The organism is Sphingomonas endophytica (assembly GCF_014199415.1).
Lineage (GTDB): Bacteria > Pseudomonadota > Alphaproteobacteria > Sphingomonadales > Sphingomonadaceae > Sphingomonas > Sphingomonas endophytica.
Map to the genome: position 1 here is coordinate 185,645 of NZ_JACIJN010000007.1, position 23,711 is coordinate 209,355.

19 protein-coding genes are annotated in these 23,711 nt (G+C 70.1%); 10 read left to right on the forward strand and 9 right to left on the reverse strand.

What is annotated here, in order from left to right; translation table 11 throughout:
• Positions 1 to 137 precede the first annotated feature (137 nt).
• Positions 138 to 374 carry a zinc-finger domain-containing protein gene (locus FHS97_RS12050; RefSeq protein WP_184037861.1) on the reverse strand — a complete coding sequence of 79 codons (237 nt, stop codon included), beginning with the start codon at positions 372 to 374 and terminating at the stop codon, positions 138 to 140.
• An 82-nt stretch (positions 375 to 456) separates the two neighbouring features.
• Between FHS97_RS12050 and FHS97_RS12055 the strand changes: the two genes are divergently transcribed.
• The 6 genes from FHS97_RS12055 to FHS97_RS12080 all read left to right on the forward strand — a co-directional run bounded on the left by FHS97_RS12055 (position 457) and on the right by FHS97_RS12080 (position 10,523).
• Positions 457 to 1,398 carry an ABC transporter ATP-binding protein gene (locus tag FHS97_RS12055; RefSeq protein WP_184037864.1) on the forward strand — a complete coding sequence of 314 codons (942 nt, stop codon included), beginning with the start codon at positions 457 to 459 and terminating at the stop codon, positions 1,396 to 1,398.
• Positions 1,399 to 1,658: 260 nt separating this feature from the next.
• The gene (locus FHS97_RS12060) at positions 1,659 to 2,588 is read left to right on the forward strand and encodes a 3-keto-disaccharide hydrolase (RefSeq protein ID WP_343053439.1); all 930 of its coding nucleotides are present in this window, start codon (positions 1,659 to 1,661) and stop codon (positions 2,586 to 2,588) included.
• A gap of 242 nt (positions 2,589 to 2,830) precedes the next feature.
• A complete protein-coding gene (gene nadB, locus FHS97_RS12065) occupies positions 2,831 to 4,411 on the forward strand; it encodes an L-aspartate oxidase (RefSeq protein WP_184037868.1) in 1,581 nt (526 codons plus the stop codon).
• Positions 4,412 to 4,700: 289 nt separating this feature from the next.
• The gene (locus tag FHS97_RS12070) at positions 4,701 to 5,810 is read left to right on the forward strand and encodes a serine hydrolase (RefSeq protein WP_184038017.1); all 1,110 of its coding nucleotides are present in this window, start codon (positions 4,701 to 4,703) and stop codon (positions 5,808 to 5,810) included.
• Between the two features lie 176 nt (positions 5,811 to 5,986).
• A complete protein-coding gene (polA, locus tag FHS97_RS12075) occupies positions 5,987 to 8,755 on the forward strand; it encodes a DNA polymerase I (RefSeq protein WP_184037872.1) in 2,769 nt (922 codons plus the stop codon).
• A gap of 244 nt (positions 8,756 to 8,999) precedes the next feature.
• Positions 9,000 to 10,523: a lipopolysaccharide biosynthesis protein gene (locus FHS97_RS12080; RefSeq protein WP_184037875.1), complete on the forward strand. Its 1,524-nt coding sequence runs from the start codon at positions 9,000 to 9,002 to the stop codon at positions 10,521 to 10,523.
• Between the two features lie 167 nt (positions 10,524 to 10,690).
• Here the strand turns inward: FHS97_RS12080 and purH are convergent, their stop codons facing one another.
• The 4 genes from purH to FHS97_RS12100 all read right to left on the reverse strand — a co-directional run bounded on the left by purH (position 10,691) and on the right by FHS97_RS12100 (position 16,119).
• Positions 10,691 to 12,265: a bifunctional phosphoribosylaminoimidazolecarboxamide formyltransferase/IMP cyclohydrolase gene (purH, locus tag FHS97_RS12085; protein WP_184037878.1), complete on the reverse strand. Its 1,575-nt coding sequence runs from the start codon at positions 12,263 to 12,265 to the stop codon at positions 10,691 to 10,693.
• Positions 12,266 to 12,387: 122 nt separating this feature from the next.
• Positions 12,388 to 14,109, reverse strand: coding sequence for a heparinase II/III family protein (locus FHS97_RS12090; RefSeq protein ID WP_184037882.1), 1,722 nt, complete (start codon positions 14,107 to 14,109; stop codon positions 12,388 to 12,390).
• Positions 14,106 to 14,768, reverse strand: coding sequence for a ribulose-phosphate 3-epimerase (gene rpe / locus FHS97_RS12095; protein ID WP_184037885.1), 663 nt, complete (start codon positions 14,766 to 14,768; stop codon positions 14,106 to 14,108). The genes FHS97_RS12090 and rpe overlap by 4 nt, the downstream gene beginning before the upstream one ends.
• A gap of 28 nt (positions 14,769 to 14,796) precedes the next feature.
• Positions 14,797 to 16,119 (reverse strand): transcription antitermination factor NusB, encoded by a 1,323-nt coding sequence (locus FHS97_RS12100; protein WP_184037888.1) that lies wholly within the window; start codon positions 16,117 to 16,119, stop codon positions 14,797 to 14,799.
• 93 nt (positions 16,120 to 16,212) lie between these two features.
• Between FHS97_RS12100 and FHS97_RS12105 the strand changes: the two genes are divergently transcribed.
• On the forward strand, positions 16,213 to 16,374 hold the full coding sequence (locus FHS97_RS12105; RefSeq protein ID WP_184037891.1) for a DUF1674 domain-containing protein: 162 nt from the start codon (positions 16,213 to 16,215) through the stop codon (positions 16,372 to 16,374).
• A gap of 85 nt (positions 16,375 to 16,459) precedes the next feature.
• Here FHS97_RS12105 and FHS97_RS12110 read toward each other — a convergent pair whose 3' ends face one another.
• Positions 16,460 to 16,996, reverse strand: coding sequence for a sterol desaturase family protein (locus FHS97_RS12110; protein ID WP_184037908.1), 537 nt, complete (start codon positions 16,994 to 16,996; stop codon positions 16,460 to 16,462).
• A gap of 51 nt (positions 16,997 to 17,047) precedes the next feature.
• Here FHS97_RS12110 and FHS97_RS12115 point away from each other — a divergent pair, with 51 nt between their 5' ends.
• Positions 17,048 to 18,622 carry a lysine--tRNA ligase gene (locus FHS97_RS12115; RefSeq protein ID WP_184037911.1) on the forward strand — a complete coding sequence of 525 codons (1,575 nt, stop codon included), beginning with the start codon at positions 17,048 to 17,050 and terminating at the stop codon, positions 18,620 to 18,622.
• 118 nt (positions 18,623 to 18,740) lie between these two features.
• Here the strand turns inward: FHS97_RS12115 and FHS97_RS12120 are convergent, their stop codons facing one another.
• Genes FHS97_RS12120 through hemC form a run of 3 tightly spaced genes read right to left on the reverse strand, consistent with a single transcriptional unit; the run spans position 18,741 to position 21,188 of the window.
• On the reverse strand, positions 18,741 to 19,616 hold the full coding sequence (locus FHS97_RS12120; protein ID WP_184037913.1) for a hypothetical protein: 876 nt from the start codon (positions 19,614 to 19,616) through the stop codon (positions 18,741 to 18,743).
• A gap of 31 nt (positions 19,617 to 19,647) precedes the next feature.
• Entirely contained in the window at positions 19,648 to 20,298 is a 651-nt protein-coding gene (locus FHS97_RS12125; protein WP_184037916.1) for a uroporphyrinogen-III synthase, read from the reverse strand.
• Positions 20,295 to 21,188 (reverse strand): hydroxymethylbilane synthase, encoded by an 894-nt coding sequence (gene hemC, locus FHS97_RS12130; RefSeq protein ID WP_184037919.1) that lies wholly within the window; start codon positions 21,186 to 21,188, stop codon positions 20,295 to 20,297. Before hemC ends, FHS97_RS12125 begins: the two co-directional genes overlap by 4 nt.
• 306 nt (positions 21,189 to 21,494) lie before the next feature.
• Here hemC and tsaD point away from each other — a divergent pair, with 306 nt between their 5' ends.
• Both tsaD and FHS97_RS12140 read left to right on the forward strand, forming a co-directional pair.
• Positions 21,495 to 22,520, forward strand: coding sequence for a tRNA (adenosine(37)-N6)-threonylcarbamoyltransferase complex transferase subunit TsaD (gene tsaD / locus FHS97_RS12135; protein ID WP_184037922.1), 1,026 nt, complete (start codon positions 21,495 to 21,497; stop codon positions 22,518 to 22,520).
• Positions 22,517 to 23,497 carry an NAD(P)H-dependent glycerol-3-phosphate dehydrogenase gene (locus tag FHS97_RS12140; protein ID WP_184037927.1) on the forward strand — a complete coding sequence of 327 codons (981 nt, stop codon included), beginning with the start codon at positions 22,517 to 22,519 and terminating at the stop codon, positions 23,495 to 23,497. The genes tsaD and FHS97_RS12140 overlap by 4 nt, the downstream gene beginning before the upstream one ends.
• Positions 23,498 to 23,711 lie beyond the last annotated feature (214 nt).

A 23,711-nucleotide genomic window follows, 5' to 3' on the forward strand; every position in this document is an offset into this window, starting at 1 on the left:
GGCAGGAAGAAGAAGCGGGACGCCGGGTCAAGCCCGGGATGACGAACCTTTTCGTTGGGCGCCGAAGGATGACGCAGGGCGCAACCACACCGCGCATCCGCGTGCCATCACTCTGCTCTCCAAAACGGAGAGCGACGTTATTGCGGGCTGGCACCCTCGGAAATGTCGGGGAGCGTGCTGTGATCGACACCGTCCGCCGGCCCGCCGATCAGCACGAAGCGCCGGTCGCAATAGCCGCAGTCGACATAGCCATGCTCGTCGATCTGCAACCACACGCGCGGGTGGCCGAGCGCCGCGCCGCCCGGAATGTCGGTCGCGCCGTCGCAGGCGACGCGGGCGGAGGAGGTGCGGACGAGTTCGGACGGCGGGCGCATGGGCAGGCGATTAGCAAGGCGGCGACGACGAAACAATCCTCCGTTATTGGCTTCCGCCGCCCACGCGCCTATCGCGCCGGATATGACCGAAGCAGCGATCTCGATCCGCGACCTGTGCAAGACCTACGCCGGGGTGAAGGGCGGCGCGCCGAAGCGCGCGCTGGACGGCGTGACCTTCGACGTCCCGCGCGGCAGCATCTTCGGGCTGCTGGGGCCGAACGGCGCGGGCAAGTCGACGCTGATCAACATCCTTGCCGGGCTGGTCAACAAGACCAGCGGCGCGGCGACGATCTGGGGCTTCGACATCGACGAGCACCCGCGCAACGCCAAGGCGTCGATCGGGATCGTCAATCAGGAGATCCTGTTCGACCCGTTCTTCACGCCGGTCGAGACGCTGGAGATCCAGGCCGGGCTGTACGGCGTGCCGAAGAAGGAGCGCCGCAGCATGGAGCTGCTCCGCGCGGTGCATCTGGAGGACAAGGCGAACGCTTACGCCCGCACGCTGTCGGGCGGCATGAAGCGTCGGCTGATGGTCGCCAAGGCGATGGTGCATGCGCCCCCGGTGCTGGTGCTCGACGAGCCGACCGCCGGGGTCGACATCGAGCTGCGTCAGCAATTGTGGACCTATGTCCGCAGCCTCAACGACGCCGGGGTGACGGTGGTGCTGACCACCCATTACCTCGAAGAGGCCGAGGAACTGTGCGACCGGATCGCGATCATCAACCACGGCCGCGTCATCGCCAACTCGCCGACCGCCGAGCTGCTCGGGAAGGCGCAGGAGAAGATCGTCGCGGTGACCGTCGACCGCGACGTCGCGGCGCTGCCCGACAACGACTGTTTCGGGAAGGTTGCGCTTAAGGGCACGCGGACTCTGGAGATCACCTACGCCAAGGACCGCGTCAATGCGGGCGAGGTGCTGGGCGCGATCCAGCGCGACGGCTACGGGATCGTCGACGTCAGCACCAAGGAAGCCGATCTGGAGGACGTGTTCCTCAACCTGACCCGCGCGGCGAACGCGGGCTGATCCCCGTCGCCCCGGACTTGATCCGGGGGACCTCGCTTCTTCTTTCTTCTTCGCAGCCGAACGACACTCTAGCCACGTCATTGCGAGCGAAGCGAAGCAATCCAGGGCGTCCTGGTCCGGCTCTGGATTGCTTCGCTACGCTCGCAATGACGGGCGGAGAGGCCGTGGATAAGGACCCGAGGTTCCGACCTTGGTCGTAAGTCGTTGTTGCGGCTCCGCTATCCTGCAATATTCCTTTGCGAACGCAGTGGAGGCGGCCAGTGAACATCATCCTGTTGGCGACAGCGATCGCGCAGGCCGCGGCGCCCGCCCCGTCGCCGGTCGAGCAGGCGCGCGCGATCGTCGGCGACGCGCCCACGACCACGCAGACCCTCGTCCTCAGCGACGTCCCCAAGCCGACCGGCCCGTCACGCGTCTTGTTCAACGGCCGCGACCTGTCCGGGTGGCAGCCGTGGCTCGGGTACCCCGACCCGTCGGTTACTTACCGCGACAAGCCCGGCGCAACCGCGATCGGCCGATCGCGCTCGACCGCGGGCGATTTTGCGGTCAGGGCGATCGACGGCAAGCTGGCGCTGTGGGTCAAGGGCGAAACCTGGGGCGCTTTGGTCCATGACGCCGACCTGCGCGACTATCACCTGCGGCTGGAATATCGCTGGGGCGACCAGCGCTGGGCGCCGCGCGCCGGACAGCCGCCCAACAACGGCCTGCTCTATCATACGCATGGCACGCCCGGCGCGGTGTTCGGGACATGGCAGCCCTCGGTCGAGTTCGAGATCATGACCGGTTCGACCGGCATGGCGGTCGCGGTCGGGCGCGATGTGCGCATCCGTACCGCCGCCGCGCTCGACCCGTCATTGATCTCGCCGCCGGTCCGCTACCGGATGGGCGGGAAGCCGGTCGAGATCGTCAACGGCTCGCTGATCTGGAACGTCGAGAATGCCCGCGATGCCGAGCGGCCGGCGGGGCAGTGGAACGTGCTCGATCTCTACGTGCTCGGCGACCGCGCGGTGCATGTCGTCAACGGCGTGCCGGTGATGCTGGTCGAGGGGCTGGCGACCGTCGGAGCCGGCGGTGTGCGCAGCCCGCTGACGCACGGGCACGTCCAGTTGCAGTCGGAGGGCGCGGAGACGTGGTTCCGCAGCGTGACGGTCGAGCCGATCGACCGGCTGCCGACGGTGGTGGCGCGCTAAATCCTTTCCGCCACCAACCGTCATCCCCGTGAAGGCGGGGATCCAGACCCGCTGACGTTGCGGCTCAATCGACGACCTGCGCGTCTGGATTCCCGCCTGCGCGGGAATGACGAAGCAGGTGCGCCCACAACATGGGCTGTCCCTCACGCCCCGATCTATGCCACATGGATCATCATGTACCCCGTGCCCGCCGCAAGAACCCGCCAGCGTCTCAACATTCGCAACATTCGCGGGCGCGCGGCATGACTGGAAGCGACGTGCTGATCGTCGGCTCCGGCGCGGCCGGGCTGACCGCGGCGCTCAATCTCGCCGATCGTTTCAAGGTGACGGTGCTTGCGAAAGGCGCGCTCAACGAAGGCTCCACCGCCTGGGCGCAGGGCGGGATCGCCGCGGTGCTCGAACCCGGCGACACGTTCGAGCATCATGTCGAGGACACGATGGTCGCCGGCGCCGGGCTCAACGACCGCGCGATCGTCGAACTCGTCGTCGAACGCGCCCCCGCCGCGATCGAGCGGTTGCGCGCGTTGGGCGTGCCGTTCGCCGAGGAAAAGGGCGCGCTGCACCTGACGCGCGAGGGCGGCCATTCGCACCGCCGCATCGTCCATGTCGCCGACGCGACCGGCTGGGCGGTGCAGGAGGCATTGCAGCGCGCCGCCGAGGCGCATCCCAACATCACGCTCGTCCCCGATCAGGTCGCGATCGATCTCGCCACCAGCCGGCACGAGGAGCGCTATTCGGGCGCGGGCAACGTCTGGGGTGTCTATGCGATCGACCGCCGCAGCGGGCGGGTCGCGCTCCACACCGCGCGCGCGACGATCCTCGCGACCGGCGGGGCGGGGCGCACCTATCTGTTCTCGACCGCGCCGCGCGGCGCGACCGGCGACGGGATCGCGATGGCGTGGCGGGCCGGAGCGCGCGTCGCGAACATGGAATTCATGCAATTCCACCCGACCTGCCTCTACCATCTGGAGGTCAAGAACTTCCTCATCACCGAGGCGGTGCGCGGCGAGGGTGGGCGGCTCATCAACCCGACCACCGGCAAGCGCTTCATGCCCTATTACGATGCGGAGCGGCTGGAGCTGGCGCCGCGCGACGTGGTGGCGCGCGCGATCGACGCCGAGATCAAGCGCTACGGGCTCGACTTCGTCCATCTCGACATCAGCCACATGCCCGCCGATTTCGTGCGCGGGCATTTCCCGAACATCTACGAGAAGCTGAAAGGGCTGGGGATCGATATGACCGTCGCCCCGATCCCGGTGGTGCCGGCGCAGCATTACACCTGCGGCGGGATCATGGTCGATCGCGACGGGCGCACCGATCTGCCCGGCCTCTATGCCGCGGGCGAGTGCACGCAATCGGGGCTGCACGGCGCGAACCGGCTGGCGTCGAACTCACTGCTCGAATGTTTCGTATTCGGCGAGGCGGCGGCGCGCGACATCGCCGCACGCTGGGACACTTTGCCCGACGTGCCCGCGATCCGGGCGTGGGACGAAAGCCGCGTGACCGATTCCGACGAGGAAGTCGTCATCAAGCAGAACTGGACCGAGATCCGTCGCTTCATGTGGAATTACGTCGGGATCGTCCGCACCACCAAGCGGCTGGAGCGCGCCCGTCACCGCATCGACCTGCTGCGCAGCGAGATCGAGGATTATTACGGGCATTTCCGCGTCACGCCCGATCTGATCGAGTTGCGCAACCTGCTCCAGACCGCCGACCTGATCGTCCGCTCGGCGCTGCATCGCCATGAAAGCCGCGGGCTGCATTACACGCTCGACTATCCCGAGCTGAGCGACCCACCGGTCGATACGGTGCTGGTGCCGTGAGCCCTGGGTCGGATCAACCCGAACATCCTCTTGTACGTCGCCCCGGACTTGATCCGGAGCCCCGCTTCCAGCGACGGCGGCAAAAAGCGGGATCCCGGATCAGGTCCGGGATGACGGAAGAAGGAGATCGGCGGATGTCGATCGGCCTTGGGGGACCAGTCGGTTGAGCGACCCCGACTCGACTCGTCGCGCGCTGGCGGGCGGTCGTCGCAAGCACGAGTCGCAGGGCTTTGCCTCGGCAGGCGCGCCCGGCACACCCGCGGATCAGGCAGGGGTGACGGCGGCGGGCATGGGGAAGACGACATTCGCGCACCGGTCGTCGGTGATCGGCTGGTCGCTGTTGATCGCCGGCTGCGGCGCGGGGGCGGGGTCGACGCTGATCCCGGCCGCGCCACCGCCGCCGATCGTCTCGGTCGCGGTCCCGCCGCCCGCGCCGCCGCGCCCGAAATCGGCGCCGCGCGCGTTGCAGCAACGCGTGACGCAGCTGATCCGCAGCTTTCCCGGCAAGGCCGGCGCGGCGATCCAGGCGGTCGACGAGGACTGGATCGTGCAGGAGGGCGGTTCGCTCTATCTGCCGCAGCAGAGCGTCAGCAAATTATGGGTCGCGATGACCGTGCTGGCGCAGCGCGACGCCGGGCGGCTCAAGCTCGACGACCCGCTGCTGGTGACGCGCGACGATCTGACGCTGTTCCACCAGCCGGTCGCGTCGCTGGTGACCGGCGACGGCTATCGCACCACGGTCGGCGGGTTGCTGACGCGCGCGCTGACGCAGAGCGACAACACCGCCAACGACCGGCTGCTGAGCTATGTCGGCGGCCCGGCGGCGGTGCGGCGCTTCCTTGCCGACAAGCATATCGCCGGCATCCGCTTCGGCCCCGGCGAGCGTCTGCTCCAGAGCGGCACCGCGGGGGTGACGTGGAACCAGTCGATGGCGCTGGGGCGCGGGTTCGAGGCGGCGCGCGCGCGGCTTGATCCGGAGGTGCGCCGGGCGGCGCTGCAACGCTATATCGACAATCCCCCCGACGGCGCGCAGCCCGCCGCGATCGTCGAGGCGCTGGCGCGGCTGGCGCGCGGCGAGTTGCTGAGCGAGACGTCGACGCGGGTGCTGCTCGAGACGATGGCGAATTCGCACACCGGACGCGCGCGGCTGAAGGCGGCGACCCCGGCGGGTTGGACGCTCGCGCACAAGACCGGCACCGGGCAGGAACTGGGCAGCCGCAACGCCGGGTTCAACGACATCGGCATCCTGACCGCGCCCGACGGGCGGCGCTATGCGATCGCGGTGCAGATCGGCGACACCACCGCGCCGATGCGCGTGCGGCAGGTGCTGATCCAGCAGGTCGCCGCCGCGCTGACCGGCGCCCAGCCACGCGCAGGCGGGGCGGACGAGTCGGAGTAGGTGCCTCTTCGTCATTCCCGCGAAGGCGGGAATCCAGAACCTCCAACGGTGCGGCTCTTCCGACGGGCCTGCGCGTCTGGATCCCCGCCTGCGCGGGGATGACGATGGTGGCGCGGGAATGACGAACGGAGAAACCCCGGTTCCCCCTGACCCCAATCCGTTATAGGGCAGCCGCCATGCCGCACCTCTATCTCGTCGACGGATCGGGCTATATTTTCCGGGCCTATCACCGTCTCCCGCCGCTCACCAACAAGCATGGCGAGCCGGTCGGCGCGGTCTATGGCTATACGACGATGCTGTGGAAGCTCGCCGACGCGCTCCACAAGGCCGACGGGCCGACGCACATGGCGGTGATCCTCGACAAGTCGAGCAGCACGTTCCGCAACGAGCTTTACGACCAGTACAAGGCGCACCGCCCCCCGCCGCCCGAGGACCTCGTCCCGCAATTCCCGATGATCCGCGACGCGACGCGCGCCTTCTCGCTGCCGTGCATCGAGGAACAGGGCTGGGAAGCCGACGACCTGATCGCCAGCTATACCAAGGCGGCGCTGGCGCAGGGCTGGCAGGTGACGATCGTCAGCTCCGACAAGGACCTGATGCAGTTGATGACCGATCCGTCGGTCGACATGCTCGACACGATGAACAACCGCACGCTCGGCCCCGCCGATGTCGAGGCGAAGTTCGGGGTCGGCCCGGACAAGCTCGGCGACGTGCTGGCGCTGATGGGCGACAGCGTCGACAACGTTCCGGGCGTCCCGGGCGTCGGGCCGAAGACCGCCGCGAAACTGATCCTCGAACATGGCGATGTCGAGAGCGTGCTCGCCGCTGCCGACGCGATGAAGAAGGGCAAGCTGCGCGACAATCTGATCGAGCATGCCGAAGCGGCGCGGATGAGCCGCAAGCTGGTCGAGCTGGCGTGCGACGTGCCGCTGCCGCAGCCGCTCGAAGAACTTTCGTTGGCAGACGGCATCCCAGACGCACCGCTGCGGGCATTCCTCGACCATCACGGCTTCCGCTCGCTGCTGACGCGGCTCGGCGAGGTCGCCGATGCCCCGGTCGCCGAAGCGGCGAGCGATGCCGCGTTCGACGCCGACGAGGAGCCGGCGTGCAACCACGACGGCTATGAGACGGTAATCGACGACGAGTCGCTCGACCGCTGGATCACGGTCGCGCGGAATCAGGGCTGGGTGGCAATCGATACTGAGACCACCGCGAAGGACCCGATGCTCGCCGAACTGGTCGGCGTGTCGATGGCGTTGCACCCGAACCTCGCCTGCTACGTGCCGCTGGCGCATGGCGGGAGCGACATGTTCGCCGAGCGGCCGCCGCAGCTCGACCGCGACGCCGCGCTGGCGAAGCTCAAGCCGCTGTTCGAGGACCCCGGTGTCCTCAAGATCGGGCACAATCTCAAATACGACCTGATCGTCTTGTCACGGCTGGGGATCGACGTCGCGCCCTATGACGACACGATCGTAATGAGCTTCGCGCTCGACGCCGGCCTGCACGGGCATGGCATGGACGAGCTGGCCGCGACGCACCTCTCGCACACGTGCATCGCGTACAAGGACGTGGTCGGGACCGGGAAGAAGGCGCTCGGCTTCCACGAAATCGACCTGAAGAGCGCGACGCGCTACGCCGCCGAGGATGCCGACGTGACGCTGCGGCTGTGGCGGCGCTTCACCGCGCGGCTGCCGCGCGAGGGCGGGACGCGCGTCTACCAGATGGTCGACCGCCCGCTGGTTTCGGTGATCGCGCGGATGGAGCGGCGCGGGATCAAGGTCGATCGCGAGAAGCTGGCGCAGCTGTCCGGCGAGTTCTCGACGCAGATCGCGCATCTCGAAGGCGTCGTCCACGAGCTGGCCGGCGGGCCGTTCACGATCGGCAGCCCCAAGCAGCTCGGCGATGTGCTGTTCGAGCGGCTGGGGCTCAAGGGCGGGCGCAAGGGCAAGAGCGGGGTCTATTCGACCGATGTCACCGAGCTGGAACGGCTGGCGGCCGACAAGGGATCGGCGGGGGCGGAGATCGCGACCAAGGTGCTGGAATGGCGTCAGCTTACCAAGCTGAAGAACACCTATACCGATAGCCTTCAGGAGCAGATCCACCCGCAGACCGGGCGCGTCCACACCAGCTATTCGCTGACCGGCGCGCAGACCGGGCGACTGTCGTCGACCGATCCCAACCTCCAGAACATCCCGATCCGTACCGAGACCGGGCGGCAGATCCGCGACGCCTTCGTCGCCGACGCGGGCAACGTCATCCTCGCCGCGGATTACTCGCAGATCGAGCTGCGGCTGGCGGCGCATATGGCCGACGTGCCGCAGCTCAAGGAAGCGTTCGCGCGCGGCGACGACATCCACAGCCTGACCGCGCAGGAATTGTTCGGCGAGGTGACGCGCGACACGCGCGCCAGCGCCAAGACGATCAACTTCGCGATCCTCTACGGCATCTCGCGCTGGGGGCTGGCGGGGCGGCTCGACATCTCCGCCGACGAGGCGCAGTCGATGATCGACCGCTATTTCGAGCGCTTCCCCGGCATCAACCGCTATATCGCCGAGACGCTGACGCAGGTGCGCGAGCACGGCTTCACCGAGACATTGTTCGGCCGCAAGACGCATTTCCCGCGCATCCGCAGCAAGGTGCAGCACGAGCGGCAGGGCGCGGAGCGCGCCGCCATCAACGCGCCGATCCAGGGGACCAGCGCCGACATCATCAAGCGCGCGATGGCGCGGATGGAGCCAGCGCTGCTCGAGGCGGGGCTGCCCGACGTGCGGATGCTGTTGCAGGTTCACGACGAACTGGTGTTCGAACTGTCCGAGGGCGACGTCGAGCGCGCACGCCCGGTGATCGAGCGCGTGATGGCGGGGGCGGCGGCACCGTCGGTGGTGCTCGACGTGCCGCTGGGGGTGGAGATCGGGGTGGGAGCAAGCTGGGGAGCGGCGCATTGACCGCGCCGCTTGGCAGCCGGCCACGCCCGGCTGACTCAAGCGGGCGCGGCCGGCGGCCAGCGCCCGTCCGACAACGCGGCTTTGCCGCGGCGCGCCTTCGCACCCCCGTTCGCCTCGAGCAGCCGTCGAGCGCAGCCGAGACGGCGTGTCGAGAGGTCGCCACCCGCGGCACCTTCTCGACGGGCGGGTTCTCGGCTGCGCTCGAACCCTGCTCGAAGCGAACGGTCATTGGTCAGGCATCGAGATGACCGCGACCGACCAACCCGAAGACATCGCCGCGCTTGCGAAAGGCGGCCGCACCAACGTCGCCGGCTTCGTCCTGCGGCTCGGCGCGCGCATCCCGTTCCTGTTCATCGCCGGCCATATGTACGGCGCCGCCTTGGTCGGCCGCTTCGCGATTGCCGTGGTGGTCGTGGAGTTCGCCGCGCTCATCGCGACGCTCGGGCTCAAGCGCGGACTCGCGCAGGCGCTGTCGTCGACCGATCGCCCGCACAATCACGTCGTCTTCGACGCACTGGCGCTCGCGCTGATCGCCAGCCTGATCGCCAGCGTGTTGCTGTTCGCCTTTCCACAGGCGATGTACCCCAATTCACAGATCGGCGGGCTCGACCGCTTCTTCCCGCTCATCATCCTCGCGCCCGCGCTGTCCGACGTCAGCCTCGCCGCGCTCGCCTATCGCCACAACGTCAAGGCGAGCGTGACCGCGCGCGCGGTGATCGAGCCGTGGACGCTGTCGATCTTCGCGTTCCTGTTCTCGTTCTTCACGCACAAGGACGGGCTGGTGCTCGCCTATGTCGCGAGCATGGTCGCGGCGCTCACCGCGAGCATCGTCCCGCTGATCCGCAGCTATGGCGTGCCGCACGGCTGGTCGCCGCATGTCGGGCAATTATGGCAGATGACGCGCGCCAACACGCCACTCGCAGGGGCGGACGCGCTCGAATGGGGCAGCCGCAACGTCGACCGGCTGATCCTCGGCACGTTGTTCGCGCCGAGCGTGGTCGGCATCTATTATATGGCGCAACAGGTCGCGAGCCTGCCGCAGAAGCTCAAGACCAGCTTCGACCCGATTCTGGGGCCGGTGGTGACGCAGAGCCTCGCGCGCGGCGATCTGGCGGCGATCGCGCGGCAGGTGCGGCAGGTGGCGTTCTGGATCATCGCCGCGCAGCTCGCGCTGGCGATCACCGCCTCGATCCCGCGCGAGGGGGTGATGGCGACGATCGGGCCGCAGTTCGTCGGCGGCGCGGCACCGATGGTGTTCCTGTTGTTCGCCGAGGTGTTCGCCTCGACCGGCGCGGTATCCGAATCGGCGCTGGTCTATATGGCGCGGCACCGCAACCTGCTGATCTCGATGACGATGCTCGCGCTGCAGATCGCTTTGTCGTTCGGGTTGATCCTGGCGCTGCGCGCGGCGGGCTATGGCGTCACGACACAGGCGGCGGGTGCGCCGATTGCGCTGATGCTGGTGGTGCTGCTCACCTCGTTCATCAAGGCGGGGGTGCTGGGGCGGCTGCTGGGCGCGAGCGTCTCGCCGATGCGCTGGCCGCTCGTCTGGGCGGCGAGCGCGGGCGCGGCGGTTGGCGGAGCCTTCGCGCTGCTGCCGCCGGCGTGGCGCTGGGCGCAGGTGTCGATCGGCGTCGCCGCGACGCTGGCGGCGTATCTGTTCGTGATCTGGCGCTACGCCTTCGGTCCCGAGGACCGCGCGCTCTTCAGCAAGATGCCGAGCGCGGAAGAGGCGACGCTGCCGAACGAAGGTGGGTTCATCCGCTGATCGCCGGATAGCACCGTCGCCCCTGCGCAGGCAGGGGCCTATGTCTGTAGAGTTCTCGGCTAACCGTTCGCTCGGCCACGTCGGCTTATGTGTCAGCGTTCTGGCACACCCGACAGACATGGGCCCCTGCCTGCGCAGGGGCGACGGGCTTTCGTCAACCGCGCCGATCAATGGCGGAAGTGGCGCATCCCCGTGAACACCATCGCCAGCCCGGCTTCGTCGGCGGCGGCGATCACCTCGTCGTCGCGGATCGAGCCGCCCGGCTGGATCACCGCGGTCGCGCCCGCCTCGACCGCCGCCAGCAAGCCGTCGGCGAACGGGAAGAACGCATCCGATGCCACCGCCGAGCCGATTGTGCGCGTCTCGCCCCAGCCGGCCTTGTCGGCGGCATCCTTGGCCTTCCACGCCGCGATCCGCGCCGATTCCAGCCGATTCATCTGCCCCGCGCCGACGCCGGCGGTGCTGCCCCCCTTGGCATAGACGATCGCGTTCGACTTGACGTGCTTGGCAACCGTCCAGGCGAACAGGCAGTCGGCGAGTTCCTGCTCGGTCGGCTGGCGCTTGGTCACCACCTTCAGGTCGGCGGGCAGCACGCGCCCGGCGTCACGCGACTGGACCAGCCAGCCGCCCGCGATCGACTTGGCGAACAGCCCGTCGCGCGCCGGATCGGGCAGCGTGCCGGCCAGCAGCAAGCGCAGGTTCTTCTTCGCCGCGAACAGCGCCAGTGCTTCCTCGTCGGCGTCGGGGGCGACGACGACCTCGGTGAAGATGCCGGTGATCGCCTTGGCCGTGACCCCGTCGAGCGGGCGGTTGACCGCGATGATCCCGCCGAACGCGCTGACCGTGTCGCACGCGAACGCCGCCTCATACGCCTCGGCCAGCGTCGCGGCGGTCGCCACCCCGCACGGATTGGCGTGCTTGACGATCACGCAGGTCGGATCGGCGTCGCGAAATTCGGCGATCAGCTCCAGCGCGGCATCGGCGTCGTTGTAATTGTTGTAGCTCAGCGCCTTGCCCTGCACCTGCCGCGCCTGCCCGATCCCGGGCGTTGCGTCGCCGATCGCGGCATAGAAGGCGGCGTGCTGGTGCGGGTTCTCGCCGTAACGCAGTTCATCACCCGCGCGGCGCAGCGTCAGCGGCAGGACCGCCGGGAAGCGCTCGCCCTGATCGACATTGCCGAACCAGCGCGCGATCGCGCCGTCATAGGCGGCGGTGGTGGCGAACGCCTTGGCGGCGAGCCGCTTGCGATCCTCCAGCGTGGTCGAGCCCGCGGCAACCAGCGCGTAATCGGCGGGATCGGTGACGATCGCGACATAGGCGTGGTTCTTGGCGGCCGACCGGACCATCGACGGCCCGCCGATGTCGATATTCTCGACCACCTCGTCGCGGTCTGCGCCCTTGGCGACGGTCGCCTCGAACGGATAGAGGTTGACGACCACGAGGTCGATCGCGCCGATCTGATGCTCTTCCATCGACGCGGCGTGCGCGGCGTCGTCGCGGACCGCAAGCAATCCTCCGTGGACCTTGGGGTGGAGCGTCTTGACCCGGCCGTCCATCATCTCGGGGAAGCCGGTCAGCTCGCTGATGTCGCGCACGGTCAGCCCGGCATCGCGCAGCGCCTTGGCGGTGCCGCCGGTCGAGACGAGTTCGACACCTTTGTCGCCAAGCGCTTTAGCGAGATCGACGATCCCGGTCTTGTCGGAGACGGAAAGGAGCGCGCGGCGGATCGGGATGCTGGTCATGCGCGCGCGCTTACGCGCGGGAAGGGCAGGGCTCAAGCCTTTAGGGGGCAGCCGGCCGCCCTGTCCGTCCGTCACCCCGGCCCGCGCCCGGGGTGACGGATGACGCCTGATGCGACGGCCGCCTACCGCGCGCGCTTCAACACCCAGTTGACGCTCACCCCGGTCGGCGGGGCGAGGCCGTGGATCACGATCTGCTGCGTCGTGAACAGCCGTCCCCAGCCGTCGACCCACACGCTGTCCTCGATCGTCAGCCGCTCGCCACGGCTGCGAAAGTGCCAGAAATTGCCAGCAGACGTGCGCAGCATCGCCGCCTGATTGTCCGCGGTCGCGACCGCCTCGACGCCGGCGGCAAGGTGGAAGCGCAGCAGGAACGGCGTCATCGCATCGGCACGGCGCGGGCGCGCGCCCGGTGCGGCGAGCAACGCGTCCTCGCCGCGCAGCTCGCGACCGTCGCTGAGCAGCAGCAGGGTGCGCTGGTGGTGGAAGCCGTGGCGGCGGACATAGCCGTCGTGGCGCGCCTCGATCCGGCTGCCCAGCTCCGATTCCTGCCGCGTCAGCTCGACCTCGCGCACGCCCTTGCCGAGCGTACCGTCGGGCAGGATCGCGGTCGAATTGGTGTCGCCGATCGTCAGCGTCGAATGCGCTGCGGTGCTGCGCAGCCCGGTCATCATCGCCGCCGACATCCGCGCGCCGGTGACGCCCGCGCCGCCGCAATTGACGATCAGCCGCTCCGCGCCGTCGCTGAACTCGAAGGCGAGCGTCGAGGCGCAGCCGCCCTCTGCAACGCGCGCCATCGGCGGCGGGGCGGCGTCGACGATCAGCACCGCCGCGCCATTGGCGAGCCGCTGATAGCCCCAGTCGCGCGACTGCCGCAGCGGGCGGCCGTGCGCGCCGCTGGCGAGCAGCACGTCGTTGACCGTATCGGCGTCGACCGGCAGCCCGCCCTGCCAGCTCGACAGGCCACCGTCGCCCATCGTCGTCCCCAGCAGCGCGGGCGTGGCGAGCGACAGCGCCTGCACCACCGGCTCGGGGAGCGGCACGCCGCGCGCCTCATAGGCGGCGCGCACCAGCCCGATCGTCGCGAGCACGTCGAGCAGTGCCGCCGGCGAGCGGCTGACCACCCCGCCGTCCGCGCTCAGCCCCGTGCCCAGCGCGCGCGCCAGCCCGGTCTCGCCGATCGCGAGCCGCGTCTCACCCGCGGGCAGCAACAGCCCGGCGATCACCACGCCCGCCCAGGCGGCGATGCGCTCGGCGCCCGGGGGCGCCTTGTCGGCGGTGCGATCAAGATGCCGCGCGGCGCGCGCGACGCCGTTGAGAACGCGCGAACGGAACACGAGATCGGACGAGGCGAGCAGCAGCGGCGCATGGAACGCCCACATCGCCAGCCGCCGCGCGGTGGTCGCCGGGCGCCATGCCGGGTCCGACACACGGTCGCCGTGCGCCGCCAGCCAGCCGCCCGCCAGCGCTTCCGCCAACGGCACCGCGCGCGTGCGATCCTCGAGCGCGGCGACATCGCGCAGCCAGGCGAAGGAATGCAGATATTCGACGAACGCCGGCCCGGCGGCGGGCGCGGCGACGTCGATCGTCTCGATCGCGTGATGCTCGCCGCCCGCGAACATCCAGCCTTCGAGCATCGCTTCGCCAAGGTCGCTCTCGCCGGGGATCGGGTCGACGGGCGCCGCGACCAGCTTGACCGGATGCTGGCCGTCGAGCCGCCGGTCGTGGAGCGGGGTGCGCCATGTCAGCCGTTCGAACCACGCCGCCATGCGGTCGCCGAGCGATTCGCCCTGTCCGGCGGAGATGACGTGCTTTTCGGAGTCGATGCCGGTGCGGTCGTCGGTCATCCGCCGCGCAGCGCCCGGATGTTCTCGGCATAATGCTCCGGCCCGCCGCGGAAGGTGGCGGTGCCCGCGACCAGCGCGTCGGCGCCGGCCTCGATCGCGCGCCGGGCGGTCTCGGTGTCGACGCCGCCGTCGACCTCCAGATCGATGTCGCGCCCCGATTGTTCGATCATCTTGCGGATCGCGGCGATCTTCCTGAGCTGGCTGTCGATGAAATGCTGCCCGCCGAAGCCGGGGTTGACGCTCATCACCAGCACCAGGTCGACCATGTCGATCAGATAGTCGAGCATCTTGGCCGGGGTGCCGGGATTGAGCACCACGCCGGCGCGCTTGCCCAGCCCCTTGATGTGCTGGACGGTGCGGTGGATGTGCGGCCCAGCCTCGGGATGGACGGTGATCGTGTCCGCGCCCGCCTCGGCGAAGGCGTCGAGGTATACGTCGACCGGGGAGATCATCAGATGGACGTCGAACGGCTTGGCCGTGTGCGGGCGCAGCGCCTTCACCACCGCCGGGCCGATCGTGATGTTGGGGACGAAATGCCCGTCCATCACGTCGATATGGATCCAGTCGGCGCCCGCGGCATCGATCGCGCGCACCTCCTCTCCCAGTCTGGCGAAATCGGCGGACAGGATCGAAGGGGCGATGCGGACGGGCTTTCTCATGATCCCGCCCCGTTAGCGGACGCGGGCGTCAGGCGGAAGCGCGCTCAACCCGCGCGACGAAGAACCCGTCGCATCCACCGACCGTTTCGAGCATCCCCGGCAGCGTGCGAACCCAGCCTTCGGGCTCGGCGGCGATGCCGGCGGGCAGTTCGCCGTCGACGGGCGCGCGGATCGAAAAGTCGGGATGATCGCGCAGGAAACGCTCGATCTGCGCCTCCCCCTCCTCGGGTTCGAGCGAGCAGGTGGCGTAGACGAGCGTGCCGCCCGGCGCGATCCACGTCGCCGCGCGCTCGAGGATCCGCGCCTGCAACAGCGCCATCTCGGCGACGATCCCGCCGTGCGCGCGGTGGAGCACGTCGGGGTGGCGGCGGAAGATGCCGGTCGCGCTGCACGGCGCATCGACCAGCACCGCCTGCGCGGGCGCGTCGGGCGACCATTTCAGCACGTCGGCGATCGCGATCTCGAACGACAGCCCGGTGCGCTCGCTGTTCTCCCGAAGTCGCACGGCGCGACTTTCGGACATCTCGACCGCGGTCACCTGCCAGCCGGCGGCGGCGAGCTGGAGCGTCTTGCCGCCCGGTGCCGCGCACAGGTCGAGCGCGGTACCGGTGCCGCGCCCGATCAGCCGCGCCGGGATGGAGGCGGCGAGGTCCTGCACCCACCATTCGCCTGCGTCGTAACCGGGAAGCGCGGCCACATCGCTGCCCGCCGGAACGCGCGCGTGCGCGGAGGCGAGCGAGGTGGCGTCGGGCAGCACCTTTGCGGCATCGGCGTAGCTGAGATCGATCGGCGGCGGCGCGGCGATCGCACGCGCGGCGGCGGCGGCGACGTCATTCCCCCAATTGCTCCGCCAGCGCTCCGCAACCGCGGCGGGCAACGTCGGCACCTCGGGCAGCTTCGCCTCGCCGCGCATCAGCGTGCCGAACACGCCATGCACCAGCTTGCGCGGGCCGCCGTCGACCAGCGGCAGCACGGTGGCGATCGCGGCGTGCGGCGGGGTGCCGAGCCCGAGCGCCTGCGCGAGCGCGATCCGCAGCGCGCTGCGCGCCTTGGCATCGTCGGGCAGGCGCTGGCGCGTCGCCGAGTCGATCAGCGCATCGAGATCCGGGAGCCAGCGCAGCGTCTCGGCGGCGATCGCGTGCGCCAATCCGCGGTCGGGTCCCCCCGCCAGCGCGCGCGTCGCATGGGCGAGCGCCGATTCGAGCGGTTCGCCGCGCCGCAGCACCGCATCGAGCAGCCGCAACGCCGCGCGCCGCGGCGCGGTGCCGAGCGGTTCGGGGCCGCCGGGGGTGCGATCGGGACGGGCGGAACGCGGGCGGGCGGGGGAACGGGGCGGGCGGGCGTCAGCCACGGGCGGTCTGCCGCAAGAGGCTCGGCTTGAAGGCGATCATGACGCTGCATATGTGCCGAGGCGCACGCCGGATCAATCGGAAGGACCGAAGCGATGGCCAAGCGCCCCGATCATGTGAAGCCGCCCGCCTATCTCAGCCCCAACACGCCGGTTCCCGCGCCCGGGCCGTTGGAGCGTCCTCGGGAGGACCCGCTCGGTCGCGATCCGGTGCGGTTCGGCGATTGGGAGTTGAAGGGCATCGCCGTCGATTTTTGATGCTGGCGACCAAAACGCCACACAGTCGCCCCGGACTTGGGGGCCCGCTTTTTACCGACCGTGCAAGAAGAAGCGGGATCCCGGATCAAGTCCGGGATGACGTACCCTGAACCCGCTCACGCTCCACACCCGCCGCCGCCCGCACCCCGGCACGCCCGCGGCGCTTCAGCTCCGCCTTCAGATCTTCCGGCTTCGGGGCGATCAGGAAGCCGAAGCTGACGTTCCCTTCCTTCGTCTCCACCACATGGTGCAGCCGATGCGCCTGGATGATCCGCTTCATATAGGCGGACTTCGGAAGATATCGCGTCGGGAGCCTTTTGTGGACGATCACGTCGTGGAACCCGAAATAGATCGCGCCATACGCAGCGATCCCCGCGCCGATCCACGTGAACCCCGGCCACCAGCCGAGCTGCACCCCGCCGAGGATCATCACGAACGACGGCACCGCGAAGATCGCGGCGTACAGATCGTTCAGCTCCCAATTGCCGTGCCGCGCGCGATGGTGGCTTTCGTGGAGGAACCAGCCCCAGCCGTGCATCACCCAGCGGTGCATGACATAGGCGAACCCCTCCATCAGCGCGACGGTGGCGAGGAACAGCAACAGGGCGGGCCAGAACGACATCGCGCGTGCATATAGCCATCGCGCGCGCGTCTCGCTACGTCGGCGCGCATTATGACCGACGAACTCCGAACCGCCGCTCTCGACTCCAAGGCCTGGCCGTATGAGGAGGCGCGCAAGCTCCTCAAGCGTTACCCGGACGGGAAACCGGACGGTCAGCCGGTGCTGTTCGAGACCGGCTATGGCCCGTCGGGTCTGCCGCACATCGGCACCTTCAACGAAGTGCTGCGCACCACGATGGTCCGCAACGCCTTCCACGCGCTCAGCGATACCCCGACGCGGCTGATCGCGTTCAGCGACGACATGGACGGGCTGCGCAAGGTGCCCGACAACGTCCCCAACGGCGACATGCTGCGCGAGCATCTCGGCAAGCCGCTGACCCGCATCCCCGATCCGTTCGGCAAGTTCGACAGCTTCGCCGCGCACAACAATGCGACGCTGCGCGACTTCCTCGACCGCTACGGCTTCGACTACGAATTCGCGTCCTCGACCGATTATTACACCTCAGGCCGCTTCGACGACGCGATCAGGGGTGTGCTGCGCCACTGGCAGGGCGTCATGGACGTGATGCTGCCGACGCTGCGCGCCGAGCGCCGCGCGACCTATTCGCCGGTGCTGCCGGTCAGCCCGAAGAGCGGCATCGTGCTGCAGGTGCCGGTCGAGGTGATCGACGCCGAGCGCGGGCTGATCGCGTTCGAGGATGAGGGCGAACGCATCGAGCAATCCGCGCTCGGCGGGCTGTCGAAGCTGCAATGGAAGGTCGACTGGGCGATGCGCTGGGTCGCGCTCGGCGTCGACTACGAGATGGCCGGCAAGGACTTGATCGACTCGGTCGTGCAATCCTCCAAGATCGCGCGCGTGCTCGGCGGTCGTCCGCCGGAGGGCTTCAACTACGAGATGTTCCTCGACGACAAGGGCGAGAAGATCTCCAAGTCGAAGGGCAACGGCCTGTCGATCGAGCAGTGGCTGACCTACGGCCCCGAGGAGAGCCTCGCTTTCTACATCTATCGCGAGCCCAAGAAGGCCAAGCAGCTCCACATGGGCGTGATCCCGCGCGCGGTTGACGATTACTGGCAGTTCCGCGGCAATTACGCCGGGCAGGCAACCAAGGAGCGGCTCGGCAACCCCGTCCACCATGTCCATGACGGCAAGCTGCCCGACGACACATTGCCGGTGACGTTCGGGTTGCTGCTCAACCTCGTCGGGGTGATGGGCGAGGGGGCGACGCGCGAGCAGGTCTGGGCCTATCTCGCCAATTACGTCGCCGATGCGACGCCCGCGGCCTATCCCGAACTGGACCGGCTGATCGGCCATGCTTTGGCCTATCACCGCGACCATGTCGCCCCGACCCTCCAGCGCCGTGCGCCCGAGGGTGTCGAGGTCGCGGCGCTGGAGCGGCTCGATGCCGAACTGGCAGCATTGCCCGAGGAGGCGAGCGCCGAGGACGTGCAGAACATCGTCTACGAGATCGGAAAGACCGGCGGCTTCACCGAGCTGCGCGACTGGTTCAAGGCGCTCTACGAGACGCTGCTCGGCTCCAGCCAGGGACCGCGGATGGGCAGCTTCATCCGCCTGTACGGCATCGCGAACACGCGGACGCTGATCGCCGAGGCGCTGGGGAAGAAGTAACGTCGCTCAATTCCGTCATTGCGAGCGTAGCGAAGCAATCCAGGGCGTCCTGGTCCGACGCTGGATTGCTTCGCTACGCTCGCAATGACGGGACGAGCGAACCCCGGGCGGCGACGCGCTAAAACAAGCTCCCATCCGCCGAGGCCGAAGGCGAGGGTACCGGCTGCGGCTCGGCCGGGCGTGCCGGCGGCGGCGCGAAGGCACCGGTGATCGCCGCCGTCTCCAGCGTGTCGAGCGCTGCGCGCGCGTCGATCCAGCGCCGCGCCGCGGCGGTCCAGTTCGCCGCATCCGCCGCTCCCGGCAGCCGCTCGACCTCGGCCAGCGCGGTCTCGACATTGCCGTTGTCGAGCTGCCGACGCGCGCGCGCCAGCCGGTCGGACGGCAGCGGCGACGGCGTATCGGCGCGGTGGATCACGACCAGGTTGCGCAGCTCGCTGCCGATCCCGCTCCACCAGTCGCTCGGCCGGGCGAGCAGCATCGGCGCGGCGGTGTTGAGGCTTTCGCGCAAGTCTTCCAGCGTCACCGGCTGGCGCGCGACACGGATCACGGTGCCGACCTGCGCCGGCAGCGTCGCACCGAAGCGGCGGCGCAGCTCGTTCTCCAGATAGCCGAGCCCGGCGCCGCGATCGAGCGCGCGCCGCGCCGCGAAGGTCACGAAGATCGCCTCCGCCTTGCCGGCGTTCACCGCGGCCTCGGCGGTATCGGCGTCGGTGCGCGCGGCGCGCGCCTCGAGATTGGCGAGCTGCGCCGCCAGCGTCGCCTCGCGCAGCGCCAGCGTCGCGGCATCGGCATTGGCTTCGGGCGGCGCGACCGGTGCGGTGGTCGGCTTGGCGGCGGGCGCGTTCGATCCACCGCGCGCGAAGAAGCCGGGCGTGTTGCGGACCGCATAGGCCATCAGCCCCAGCCCGATCAGAAAGGCGAGGATCGCAATCGCCAGCGCCGGGCCGATCCGCGATCGCGTGGGGGGGCGCGTCGTGCCGAGGGGATCGCTCATTGTCCGCTTATCCTCGCGCCCGCCGCGCCGGTCAATCATGTGCGGCAAGCGCCGCCTGTACCAGCGCGGCATCCTCGCGCCGATCGGCGATGACGACCTTGGCCCAGCCCGCTCCCGCCGCCGCGGCGACGGCGTGGCTGAGCGCGGCAAGCCGGATGCGCGGGCGCGGCAACGGCTCGGCCAGCGTCGCAAAATGCTGCGCAGCACGTGCGGAATGGAGCAGCACCACCGCATCCAGCGCTGCCGCGAGCGCGTCGGGCGCTACCGCGATCGGCTCGCTGGCATAGACCGGCAATGCGGCAACCCCCGGCTGCGCGACATGCTCGCGTCCGGCGAGATGCAGCAACCGCGGATAGGCGGCCGCCCGCGCCACCGCTGCGGCAGCATCGCCGTTCCCGACGATCGCGACGTCCAGCCCGGCCGCGCGTGCCGCCGCCGCCGTCGCCGCCCCGACCGCGACCACCGGCAGCCGCGCCAGTCGCGCGAGCCCGGCACCCGCCAGCCGCACCGCCTGCGCGCTGGTCAACAGCAGCGCGTCAAAGTCGGCCGGGTTCGGCGGCGACCAGCCGAGCGGCACCGCCGCGAACAGCGGCAGCGCCACCGGCGCCATTCCCGCTGCCACCAGCGCCGCGCAGGTGCGTGCGTTGCCCGGCTCGGGCCGCAGCACCAGCGCGCGCGTCATCCGAACAGCGCGCGGATCGCTGGCGGTGCGCGCGTCAGCAGCTCCTCGGCGAGCCGCGCCCCGAGCATTACCGGATCGGCGTCCTCGGCCGTGCCCTCGATCGCCTCGCTGCCATCGGGGGTCAGCAATTGTGCGCGCAGCACCAACGTCTCGCTCCCGACCACCGCCAGCGCCGCGACCGGCGAATGGCAATCGGCGCGCAGCCCGGCGAGCAACGCGCGCTCGGCGGCGACCGCCCGATGCGTCGGCGCGTGGTCGATCGCGGCCACCAGCGCGCGCGCCGGACCATCGGCCAACGTCTCGACCCCGACCGCGCCCTGCGCGGGGGCCGGGAGCATCACGTCGAGCGGGATCGCCACCCCGGTGTCATGCCGGCCGAGCCGCTCCAGTCCCGCTGCCGCGAGCAGGGTCGCATCGACCTCGCCGGTCGCGAGCTTGCCGAGCCGCGTGTCGACATTGCCGCGGAACAGCACCGCCGAGACGTCGGGGCGCAGCCGGCGCAGCTGCGCGGCGCGGCGCGGGCTGCTGGTGCCGATCACCGCCTTGTCGGGCAGCGCCGCGATCGACGCCGCGCCGATCAGCCGGTCGCGCACGTCGGCGCGTGGCAGCGTCGCGGCGATCGCGATCGCCTCCGGGCGCAGCGTCTCGACATCCTTCATCGAATGAACGCAGGCATCGACCTCGCCCGCCAGCAGCGCGCGGTCCAGCTCCTTGGTCCACAAAGCTTTGCCACCGATCTCGGCGAGCGCGCGGTCCTGCACGCGGTCGCCGGTGGTGCGGATCGTGACGATCTCGACATCCCCCCAGCCATGCGCGGCCATCAGCGCATCGCGCACCATGCCTGCCTGGGTGAGCGCGAGCGGCGAACCACGGGTACCGAGCCGGAACATGCCGCACCTCTTGGCGGCTCGGCGCGCGGCCTGCAAGCGTTGCGGCGCCACAAGCCCCGTCGCCCCGGCGCAGGCAGGGGCCTATGTCTGCGTCGTTCTGGTGCTTCGTCTGACACAAACATCGGCGGCCGTGTTTCAGGCCGATCGGGTGACGGTACAGGCATGGGTCCCTGCCTGCGCAGGGGCGACGGGAGAGGGGGTGGACAAGCAGCCGAACCTTCGCCGGAGGACGGTATGGAGGCCGCGTTCTCGCGCCGTCGTGTCGCCACGCTCGCAATGACGGACAGCCCGGCCTAGATAGCCGCGATGCTGATCCTCGGGCTCGAATCCTCCTGCGACGAAACCGCCGCCGCTCTCGTCACCGGCGACCGGCAGGTGCTGGCGCACCGCCTCGCCGGGCAGGAGGCGGCGCATCGTCCCTATGGCGGGGTCGTGCCGGAAATCGCCGCGCGCGCGCATGTCGAGGTGCTGCAGCCGCTGGTCGAGGCGGCGCTCGGCGATGCCGGCAAGACGCTGGCGGACGTCGATGCGATCGCCGCCACCGCCGGGCCGGGGCTGATCGGCGGGGTGCTGGTCGGGCTGGTGACCGGCAAGGCGCTGGCGCACGCGGCGGGCAAGCCGCTGATCGCGGTCAACCATCTCGAGGGGCATGCGCTCAGTCCACGGCTGGCCGATCCCGATCTCGACTTTCCCTATCTGCTGCTGCTCGTCTCGGGCGGGCATTGCCAGTTGCTGCTGGTCGAGGGCGTCGCGCGCTATCGCCGGCTCGCGACGACGATCGACGACGCCGCGGGCGAAGCGTTCGACAAGACCGCGAAGATCCTGGGGCTCGGCTTTCCCGGCGGTCCGGCGGTCGAGCGCGCCGCTACCGAGGGGGACGCCCGCGCGGTGCCGCTGCCGCGCCCGCTCAAGGGCTCGCCCGAGCCGCATTTTTCGTTCGCCGGGTTGAAGGCGGCGGTGGCGCGGATGGCGCCCGACCATGCCGCCGCCGATGTTGCGGCGAGCTTCCAGCAGGCGGTGGTCGACTGCCTGATCGACCGCACCCGCCGCGCGCTCGACAAGGCGGACGGCGCAACCGCCTTGGTCGTCGCGGGCGGGGTGGCGGCGAACGGCGCGGTGCGCGCGGCGTTGCAGGCGCTGGCCGCCGAGCATGGCCTGCGCTTCGTCGCGCCGCCGGCGTGGCTGTGTACCGACAACGCCGCGATGATCGCCTGGGCGGGCGCGGAGCGCTTCGCCGCCGGGCTGACCGACCCGCTCGACACCGCGGCGCGCGCGCGCTGGCCGCTCGACCCGGATGCGGAGAAGGTGCGTGGCGCGGGGGTGAAGGCATGAGCGGCCCGATCGGCGTCATCGGCGCAGGGGCGTGGGGCACCGCGCTCGCGCAGGTCGCCGCCACCAACGGCCATGAGGTGCGGCTATGGGCGCGCGACCCGGCGCTGGTCGATGCGATCAACGCGGATCACGAGAACGCCGCCTATCTGCCCGGCATTCCGCTGTCGCCGCTGATCCGCGCGACCGGCGATCTGGCGTGGGTGGCGGAGGCCGCGGCGAACCTGATCGTCACGCCCGCGCAGGCGATGCGCACGGTGCTCGCGCAGCTGCCCGCCAATGCACAGGCCTTGGTGGTCTGCTCGAAGGGGATCGAGGCCGGGACGCATCTGCTGATGAGCGAGGTGGCGCTGGAACAGCATCCCGCCTCGCCGGTGCTGGTGCTGTCGGGGCCGACCTTCGCGCATGAGGTGGCGCGCGGATTGCCGACCGCGGTGACGCTGGCCGGGCACGACCCGGCGACGCGCGCGCTGTTGGCCACCGCGATCGCGGCACCGCATTTCCGACCCTATGCCAGCAGCGACGTGATCGGCGCGGAGATCGGCGGCGCGGTCAAGAACGTGCTCGCGATCGCCTGCGGCGTCGTCGATGGCGCGGGCTTGGGGCAGAATGCGCGCGCGGCGCTGATCGCGCGCGGTTTTGCGGAGATGACGCGCTTCGGTGCGGCGAAAGGCGCGCGGGCGGAGACGCTGGCCGGACTGTCGGGGCTGGGCGACCTCGTGCTGACCTGTTCGTCGACCGCATCGCGCAATTTCTCGCTGGGGGTCGGGATCGGGCGCGGCGAGGCGGCGGCGGACCTGCTGACGAACCGCCGCACCGTCGCCGAGGGCGCCTATACCGCGCCGGTGCTGCTGGAGGCGGCGCAGGCGGCGCGGGTCGAGATGCCGATCACCGCGGCGGTGTGTCGCCTGCTCGCCGGCGGGGCGGTGCGCGGCGTGATCGACGACCTGCTGGCGCGGCCGTTGAAGGAAGAGGTGTAGCCTCACCCCGTTCGTCATCCCGGGCTTGACCCGGGATCCCGCTTTTAGCCCGCGTCGCAGAAGAAGAAGCGGGATCCCGGATCCAGTCCGGGATGACGGAAGTCGGGGGGGGGGGGGGGGGGGGGGGGGAGGGGGGGGGGGGGGGGGGGGGGGGGGGCGCGGGGGGGGGGGGGGGGGGGGGGGGCTGGCCATTTATGATGCTCCCACGTTCCCG